General features: G+C 72.3%; 8 protein-coding genes. 3 read left to right on the forward strand and 5 right to left on the reverse strand.

The genetic code is table 11. The features are described 5' to 3' along the window. Nucleotides 1-31: 31 nt before the first annotated feature. On the reverse strand, nucleotides 32-619 hold the full coding sequence (locus ABZS97_RS42215) for a GtrA family protein (protein ID WP_356148600.1): 588 nt from the start codon (nucleotides 617-619) through the stop codon (nucleotides 32-34). A gap of 345 nt (nucleotides 620-964) precedes the next feature. Between ABZS97_RS42215 and ABZS97_RS42220 the strand changes: the two genes are divergently transcribed. Both ABZS97_RS42220 and ABZS97_RS42225 read left to right on the forward strand, forming a co-directional pair. Beyond that, a complete protein-coding gene (locus ABZS97_RS42220) occupies nucleotides 965-1570 on the forward strand; it encodes an RNA polymerase sigma factor (protein WP_356148621.1) in 606 nt (201 codons plus the stop codon). Next, nucleotides 1567-2643, forward strand: a complete 1077-nt coding sequence (locus tag ABZS97_RS42225; RefSeq protein ID WP_356148603.1) for a CU044_5270 family protein — start codon at nucleotides 1567-1569, stop codon at nucleotides 2641-2643. The genes ABZS97_RS42220 and ABZS97_RS42225 overlap by 4 nt, the downstream gene beginning before the upstream one ends. 132 nt (nucleotides 2644-2775) lie before the next feature. On the opposite strand, the gene ABZS97_RS42230 is transcribed toward ABZS97_RS42225, so the two are convergent. The 3 genes from ABZS97_RS42230 to ABZS97_RS42240 form a co-directional block, all read right to left on the reverse strand. Continuing rightward, a complete protein-coding gene (locus ABZS97_RS42230) occupies nucleotides 2776-3789 on the reverse strand; it encodes an MASE1 domain-containing protein (protein ID WP_356148606.1) in 1014 nt (337 codons plus the stop codon). A gap of 60 nt (nucleotides 3790-3849) precedes the next feature. Beyond that, a complete protein-coding gene (locus tag ABZS97_RS42235) occupies nucleotides 3850-4680 on the reverse strand; it encodes a PP2C family protein-serine/threonine phosphatase (protein ID WP_356148609.1) in 831 nt (276 codons plus the stop codon). 78 nt (nucleotides 4681-4758) lie between these two features. Continuing rightward, nucleotides 4759-5637: an alpha/beta hydrolase gene (locus ABZS97_RS42240; protein ID WP_356148612.1), complete on the reverse strand. Its 879-nt coding sequence runs from the start codon at nucleotides 5635-5637 to the stop codon at nucleotides 4759-4761. 171 nt (nucleotides 5638-5808) lie between these two features. On the opposite strand from ABZS97_RS42240, the gene ABZS97_RS42245 reads away from it, so the two are divergent. Beyond that, nucleotides 5809-7851: a BTAD domain-containing putative transcriptional regulator gene (locus ABZS97_RS42245; RefSeq protein ID WP_356148615.1), complete on the forward strand. Its 2043-nt coding sequence runs from the start codon at nucleotides 5809-5811 to the stop codon at nucleotides 7849-7851. 111 nt (nucleotides 7852-7962) lie between these two features. On the opposite strand, the gene ABZS97_RS42250 is transcribed toward ABZS97_RS42245, so the two are convergent. Continuing rightward, nucleotides 7963-8744: Gfo/Idh/MocA family oxidoreductase (locus tag ABZS97_RS42250; protein WP_356148618.1), on the reverse strand; the 782-nt coding region annotated here is incomplete at its 5' end.

Below are 8744 nucleotides of genomic sequence, written 5' to 3' on the forward strand. Positions count from 1 at the left end.
ACCCCCGCGACGACCGACGCACGTTCCTCGGTCAGGCGGCCAGCGCCGGCGCCGGGATACACAAGGGCGCCGACCCCGTCGCCGCCTCGGTCCACGCGGGACGCGTCGCCCGCACCGTGGCCCGGGGCCGATCAGTGGCGAAGACGTACAACCGCAGAACCAGGAAGCGCCCGATGCCGGCGAGCCCGGCCGCACCGAGGTAGACGGTCTGCTCCCACAGCATCCCGGGCGACGCCTGCACCGCGTGCAGTACGAACATCGCGGCGCACGTCACCGCGTACGCCGCCGTCGCCGATCCCGCGGACTGCCAGTGCTGTCGCCACCCGGCGCGCCGCCCCGCCCCGAAGGTGAAGCGTGCGTGGAGCTCGGTGCACAGAAGGGTGGACGCGATAGTGATCAGCGCGTTCGCCATGACCCAGGGCATCACCTCGGCGGTCAACGCCACCGCCCCGCTCGAAACGACGCCGACCCCTCCGCCGCACAGAACGAACCGGGCGAAGGAAGCGAGCGGGCCGGCGGGGCGAGGGCGCGTCCCAACACCGTCCACCACGGTCTCCACCTGTTCCGGACGCCGCGTCCCGCACACCGTTGCCGGCTTTGACGAGAGCAGCGCGTCCATGGTGGTTTCCTTTCGAAGGGGAGCTGTGAACCTCTGGGATCAACTGGGTTCAACGATGCCGTCGCCCGCCCTCGGGCACGATGATGCACACTCCCCAACCGAGGGTGGTGCTAGCTGCACCATGCGGCCGGGGGTACGCCTATGGGCAACCCCCGCTCGGCCGAAGCCGGTTGACGGCGCGAACGGCTGCTGTCGACCGCCGTGCCGGTCAGGACCGAGGGCGAGCCCGGTGCCGAGGTAGGGTCGCTGGACCCGATGCGCCGTACGTACCGGCACGTGACACAGGCCACAGGAACTCCTCCCGTGTCGTGGAGAGAAGTGGTTGTGAGGGACTCAGAAAACGATGTGCGCCGCCTCGTGCGCGAGGGCGACCGCGCGGCATTCGCCCAGTTGTACGAGGAGTACGCCCGCGCGGTGTACAACCACGGACTGCGGCTGACCGGCGACTGGTCGACGGCCGAAGAGATCATGTCCGAGACGTTCCTGGTCGCGTGGCGTACCCGCGAGCGGGTGCAGGAGGACGGCGGCACCCTGCTGCCGTGGCTGCTGGGCATCGCCACGCACAAGGCGGACAACGCCCGCCGGAGCGTGCGCCGACGGCAGTTGTTCCTGGCCCGCCAGCCTCGACCCAGTGAAGTGGAGGACTTCGCGCCCGAGACAGCCGGGCGCATCGACGACGCGCGGCGCCTTCGTGCCGTGCAGGCCGCTCTGGGCCGACTGCGGCGCCAGGAACGGGAGGTGCTCGCCCTGTGCGTGTGGTCCGGTCTGGACTACCAGCAGACGGCCGAGGCACTGGGCATCGCCGTCGGCACCGTACGTTCCCGCCTTTCGCGTGCCCGCAAGAAGCTCGCCCGGCTGGCGGACGAAAACCTGGAACCGCGCGGCGCTCGCGGAGAGATGACAAGTGCGGCCGCAATCGCGGCCCTGCCCGTGCGGGAGGAGCTCACATGAAGGACAACACCGACTCCGTGTCCCCGGAGCGGCAAGGTGACCGCGAGGAGATCGCCCGCCTGCTGCCGGTCCCGGCCGACTGGGACCTTTCGCACGAGCAGCACCTTCGTCACAAGGAACTGCTGATGCACCACATCGACCGCGACCAGGCCGCCCCCACCCCGCCCACCCGGCCCGCCCGTCGGCTGCTGCGGCCCGCGCTCCTGGTGCCGGCCACCGCGCTGGCCCTGGCCGGCGTGCTGACCGCGGGGATCGCCCTGTCGGGCAACGGCCACGACCGCAGGCCCACCGGCAGCGCGTCGCACGGCGCGGCCGGCGACATGCAGCCCGCCGCGGCTCTCCTCGACCAGATCTCCACCGCCGCGGGGAAGCGCGACACCCCGACCGTGCGGGACGACCAGTTCGTCTACACCCGGGAGAAGGTCCGCGGGGCCGACCTGACCACGGGGAAGGCCGTTGTCAGCCCGCTGATGAACTACGAGAAGTGGATCGCTCAGGAGCCGGGTCCGCTGCGCAAGCAGGGTCTGACCCGTGAGGACGGCGAGACCTCCGTCATCAATGCCGATCTCGGCGACACCAAGGGCACACCGGCCGGCATGAGCCGGCCCACCTACAAGTGGCTCAGCTCGCTGTCCACCGACCCCGCCAAGCTGCTGGCCTACCTGTACGCCAAGACCCCGACCGCGCAGGGCCGGGAGCGCGACCAGGCGGTGTTCGAGCAGATCGGGTCCCTGCTCGGCGGTGTGATGCCGCCTCGCACGGCCGCCGCCCTCTACCGGGCAGCGGCGAAGATTCCGGGCGTCACCCGGGCTCCGCAGGCTCGCGACGCGATCGGCCGCAAGGGTCTCGGCATCGCCCGCGACGACACGCGGTACGGCATCCGGACCGAGTGGGTCTTCGACGAGAAGGACTACACCTACCTCGGCTCCCGCAGCTATCTCACCAAGGACCTCTCCTACGGGAAGGCCGGAACTCTGCTGTCCAGCTCAGCCGAGATCGCGCACGCCGTCGTCGACGAAGCCGGCCGGCAGCCTGCCGACGCGAAGGGGGCGGCGACCGGGCGCGAGAGCTGACGGCTCGCGCGTACGCAGATCATGCCGGGCCGGATCTCGACGGAGATCCGGCCCGGCCCCATGTCCGGTCCTGGGCAGGGTCGTCGGGGCGGTTGAGTGACCTGACCCGGACGTGCATGTCGTCAAGGGCGGTCAGTCCGTTCGGTGCTGTTGCTGCCGGCCGTTGTCGTCCGGGGCGGGATCGCCGGGCGGGTTCTCCCCGGCGGTGAGATGTTCCAGCACCTCGACCAGCTCCTGGCAGGCCAGTTCCACCGAGCGTCGGGTGTTCAGCTGTTCAGTGATCACGGCTGACAGGAGGAGGGCGGTCAGGGCCATGGCTCCGTTGAAGGCCTGAAGCTTCATCATGACCTCGATCCGCGTCAGCCCTTCGAACGGGCCGATCGCGTCCGTCGCCGCGACGGTGGCCATGACGGAACTGACCAGGGCGCACAGAGTGCTGCCCACGAGCTGGAATCGCAGCGCCGCCAGGATGAGCAGCGGATAGACGAGGAACAGCATGCTGATCGAGCTGCGCGTGGCGAGCGGAATGAGGATGCAGGCGAGGAGAGCCAGGCCCAGGGCCTCCCGCCAGCGTGTCGGGCTCGGGGGCCAGCGCGCCCGGTGCAGCAGGAGGAGAACCGGGGTGACGATCAGGACGCCCATCGCGTCGCCCACCCACCAGGCCAGCCAGACGGGCCAGAAGTCGTGTGCGGCGAGCTTGTCCGTGAGGACGTTGATGCCGACGCCGACGGTCGCGCTGATCAGCATGCCGACCAGTGCGCCGAGGAACACCAGCGCGAGCCCGTCCCGCAGCCGGGCGAGGTCGTTGCGGAAGCCCACCTGCCTCAGCATCAGGTACGAGCAGACCGGGGCGGCTGTGTTGCCCACCAGGGTGCCGAGCACAGCGGGCCGGAGCGAGGTGAGGGACATGATCACGAGGAGGGCGCCGAGTGCGATACCGAGCCAGGAGCGCAGTCCGAAGATGAGCAGACAGGCCACCGCGATGCCCGTGGGCGGCCAGATGGGTGTGAACACCGCGTCCTCGACGACGAGCTGTCGCAGGAGCCCCAGCCGTCCGGCCGCGTAGTAGCAGACGGCGATCGCCAACGTCTGCGGGCCGAAGGCGACGAGCCGGCGCAGATCCTGAGTACGCACCACAGCAGCCATCAGACACCGAGGCCGCCGTGTCGGCGAGGCGAGAGCCGCGGACCGTGAGCCGTCCTCACGCTACGGCAGAAGGTCCGGCCCGTCGTGGCCGAGGACGAGCACAGCGGCGTCGTCCTCGTGTCCCACCAGTTCGGCGACCTTCATCACGGCGGCGGCCAGTGCCCCCGCCTCCATTCCCGCGACGGCCGCGATGCCTGCCAGCCGCACCACGTGTTCGAGCCCCTCGTCGACAGTCAGCGCGGGCCCCTCCACCACGCCGTCCGTGAGCAGCACGAACACTCCGCCCGTGGTCAGGCGGTACTGCGTCATCGGGTACTCCGCCCCCTCCTGAATGCCGAGGGGCGGTCCTCCCTCGTCCTGCGCGATGCCGGACCTGCCGTCCGCCGTGGCCCAGATACAGGGGACGTGTCCGGCCCGCGCGCTCTCCAGCAGCCCGGTGGCCGGGTCGAGCCGCATGAAGGTGCAGGTGGCGAAGAGGTCGGTGCCGAGGGAGAGGAGCAGGTCGTTCGTCCGGGCGAGGAGTTCTCCCGGCTCGCTCGTGACAGAGGCCAGGGCCCGCAGGCCGACCCGCACCTGGCCCATGAAGGCGGCCGCCTCGATGTTGTGGCCCTGGACGTCGCCGATGGAGAGCCCGATACGGCCGTCGGGCAGCACGAAGGCGTCGTACCAGTCGCCGCCCACGTTGAGTCCGTAGCAGGCGGGCACATAGCGGGCGGCCAGACGGAATCGGGGGGTGGCGGGCAGGTCGCCGGGAAGCATGCCACGTTGCAGGGCGATGGCCAGCTCGACCTGGGAGCGCTGCAGTTCCGCGCGCTCGCGTGCCTGGGCGGTCAGCGACCCGAGTCTGGCCAGCAGCTCGTCGGCATCGTCCATGGGGCGGTTGCGGGACATCGATCACTCCAGGGACAGATTAACCCTTTCAGGGTAATACCGGCGGCCGAGGCGCACTCTCGCGCCCGGGGCGGCCGCTCAGCGGGCCATGAGCTCGCGGAGCGCGGCGACGATCTGCTCGGGGGCTTCTTCGGCCATGAAGTGTCCGCAGGTGACGGTGGTGTGGGTGAGGTGCGGTGCCCAGGCCTTCCAGAGTGCGCGGGCGTCGAAGCCGAGGGCCCCGCCCCAGTCCTGCTGGAGGACGGTGACCGGCATCCGCAGCTGACTGCCCGCGTCCCGGTCGGCCCGGTCCTGGTCGACGTCGATGCGGGCGGAGGCTCGGTAGTCGGCCACGATCGAGGTCACCGCGGTGCGGCAGGCGTCCAGGTAGGCGGCGCGGATGTCTGCGGGAACCGCCTGTGGGGTGTTGGTCCAGATGTCCAGGAAGTGGCCGAAGAAGGTGTCCGGGTCGGCCTCGATCATCCGCTCGGGCAGCCCCGCGGGCTGAGCCATCAGGTAGAGGTGGAATCCCACCGCGGCGGCGGTGCCGTGCATCACGTTCCACATGTCCAGGGTCGGCAGGACGTCGAGGCAGGCCAGGTGGGTGACGGCCTCGGGGTGGTCGAGTCCCGCGCGGAAGGCGACCAGCGCACCGCGGTCGTGACCGGCCAGCGCGAACCGCTCGTGCCCCAGCGCGCGGACCAGGGCGACGATGTCGGCGGCCATCGTGCGCTTGGCGTACGTCGTCCCGTCGGCCTCGACGGGCTTGTCACTGGCGCCGTAACCGCGCAGGTCGGGGCAGATGACGGTGTGGTCGGCCGCGAGGTCGGCGGCGACGTGCCGCCACATCAGGTGCGTCTGGGGGAAGCCGTGCAGCAGCACGACCGGACTGCCGGAGCCGCCGACGGCGACGTTGAGCGATACGTCGACGGCGACGGGGACCCGGCGATAGGCGAAGTCAGGGATGGTGGGCGTCATGGGGCGCTGCACTCCTTGCACGGGGAACACGTCCGCCGGTCGGCGGGCACACCCGAGCCTCCCGCGCCCGAATCAGCAGCGGATCAGTAGCGGATCGGCGCGTACCGTGGCGGCCGGAAAGCGGCCCGGAGAGGTGCGTATCCGGAGAAGTGCGAATCCGGAGAGGTGGGTATGGAGCGCGTCGCGTTCGGTGTGCTGGGGCCGGTGGTGGCCGAGAGCGCTGCCGGCATGCTCGCTTTGAAGGGCCCGCGCCACCGGGCGGTGCGGGCGCGATTGATCGTGGCCCGCCGCCGTGTAGTCCCGGTGTCCCGCCTGGTCGAGGACCTGTGGGACGAGGCCCCGCCGGGCGCTGTCGGTGCCGTACAGACATTCGTCGCCGCGTTGCGCCGTGTCCTTGAGCCCGAACGCCTGCCTCGGGCGCCCGCACGGCTGCTCGTCACGGAGGGCCCTGGATACGCGCTGCACGCGGAGCCGGAGGCCGTGGATGCCTGGCGTTTCGAGGCGGTCGTGCGTGCGGCGGTGACGTCACGGCCCGCGCGGGCACTGGAGCAGCTCCAGGAGGCGCTGGAACTGTGGCGTGGTCCGGCCTATGCCGAGTTCGTGCGGGAGGACTGGTGCCGTGCCGAGCGCTCCCGGCTGGCCGAGCTGCGGCTGCAGGCCGAGGAGCGGCGGGCCGAGGCCCGGTTGGCACTGGGCCGGCCCGACGAGGCGGTGCCCGATCTCGACGCGCATCTGGCCGACCACCCCTGGCGCGAGGACGCCTGGCGACTGCTGGCCCTCGCGCTGTACCGCACGGGCCGCCAGGGGGACGCGCTCGCCGTGCTGCGCCGGGCCAGGGCCACCTTGGTCGACCAGTTGGGGGTGGACCCCGGCCCGCCGCTGCGCCGCCTGGAGGCGGACATCCTCGCCCAGGACCCGCGTCTGGACCTTCCGGCCGAGCCGGTGACGGCGACGGCCCGGCTGTGGACGCAGACGGCCGCCGTCTACGACCGCACGGTCGCCGCCGGTGCCCGCGCACGGCTGGAGTCGACGGTCGGCCTGATCCGCAACCTCGCGGTGACCGGGGGCGAGGGCCTGGAGGCAGCCCGCACGCACCGGCTGGCGGCCATCACCGCGGCGGAGGAGCTCGGCGACCCCGAACTGACCAGCCGGGTGATCGGCACCTACGACGTGCCCGCGATCTGGACCCGCAGCGACGACCCGGAAATGGCCGGACAGATCGTCGCGGCAGCCGAGCGCACCCTCGCCGCCCTGCCGGACGACGGCTCGCACGACGCCGCGCGCTGCCGCCTGCTGGCCACGGTCGCGCTGGAGATGCGCGGCGTCCTCCCCTCACCTCTTCGCGCAGGCGCCACAGCCACCGCGCGCGGGCCCCGGGCCGCCGCCGAGGCCGAACAGATCGCCCGCCGCCTGGACGATCCCGCGCTGCTGGCGTTCGCGCTCAACGGGGTGTTCATGCAGTCCTGCACGCGGGCGGGCCTCGCGCGGCGCCGGGACGCGATCGGCGCGGAGCTGGCCACGCTCGCCGCCCGGCACGGTCTGGTGACCTTCGAGGTGCTCGGCCGGCTGATCCGGCTTCAGGCCCGCAGCGCGCTCGCCGACTTCACGGCGGCGGACGAGCACGCCGCCGCCGCGGACCTGCTGGCCGAGCGCCATGAACTGCCGCTGGTGGGCGTCTTCACCCAGTGGTACGGGGCGCTGCGACTGGCCGCCTCCGGGCAGCGGCAGCAGGCCGAGGCCGCCTACCGGACCGCCGCCGCGCGGCTGGACGGCGCCGGTATGCCGGGTTTGCGGCAGGGCCTGCTCCCGCTCGCCCTGCTGTGCCTGCGCCTGGCGGACGGCGCTTTGCCCGCACATCAGGCGGCCGAGTACGTCGACCCGGACGCGGACTGGGGCCCGTACCGTCCCTGGATCACTCCGCTCGTCCTGCTGCGCACCGGCCGTCGCGCCGAGGCACTGACGTCACTGCGTGCCCTGCCGGACCCTCCGCCGGACCTGATGTACGAAGTGCTGTGCTGCCTGCGGGCGACGGTGGCCCTGGAGCTCGGAGACCGGGCGGTACTGCAACGCGTCCGCGCCGACCTGCTGCCGGCCGCCGCCGAACTCGCCGGCGCGGGCAGCGGCCTGGTGACGCTCGGTCCGGTGCAGAGGTGGGTCACCGCCCTCACCGCGGCGCTCGACCCGCCGCTGCGACCGGACCTCGGCGGCAGGTAGGGGCGACCGGGTCGCCGAGGTGGGGCCGGCTCGGCACACCCGCACCGTCACGCAGTCACACCGTCGTCGAGTCCCGTCCGGCCGCGTCCTCGTCCGGCGCCGAACGCGGAGTCACGGGGACACGCCCTGCGCCGAAGTCCCCTGCCCCTTCCAGTCCTCGGCGGCGGTGAGCGGTACCGGTGCCGGACGTTCCACCGTCGTCGTCAGCTCGATCCGCCGGCCCTCGGCCGCCGAGCGGAGGACGGCGCTCATCGTTTCGAGGACGTGCAGGGCGAACTCACCCCCGGCGCGGGGGACTCGCTGCGCGTCGGCCGCGACGAAGTCGAGCAGTCCGATGCCGCGAGCGCCGCCGACGTAGCCCGCCGACGGTTCGAGGGTGCGCCACGCGGTACCACCGAGCTCGAAGAGGCGTACGTCGCCGTCGAAGCCGTTCGGATCGGGGACCACGAGCGTGCCCCTCTCGCCGTGGACCTCGATGGGTGCGGCCGTCGTGGCAACGCCGTCGAAGCTCGTGGTGAGGGTGGAGAGGGCGCCACCCGTGTGTTCGAGCACGCCGGTCACATGGCTGTCCACCTCGACCGGGATCCGCTCGCCGCTGCGCGGTCCGGAGCCGATGACGCGTTCGCTGCGCAGGCGGGCCGCGGCGCCGATGACGGCGCGGACCGGTCCCAGGAGGTGGACGAGCGCCGCGATGTAGTACGGACCCATGTCCAGCAGCGGGCCCCCGCCCGCCGTGTAGTAGAAGTCGGGGTGCGGGTGCCAGCGCTCGTGGCCCGGAGTGACCATGACGGCCGACGCCGACAGCGGGCGTCCGATGCACCCGGCGTCGACGGCCGCGCGCGCCGTCTGGAGACCGGTGGCCAGGACGGGGTCGGGCGCGCACCCCACCCCGA

Source organism: Streptomyces sp. NPDC005485 (assembly GCF_040606085.1).
GTDB lineage: Bacteria > Actinomycetota > Actinomycetes > Streptomycetales > Streptomycetaceae > Streptomyces.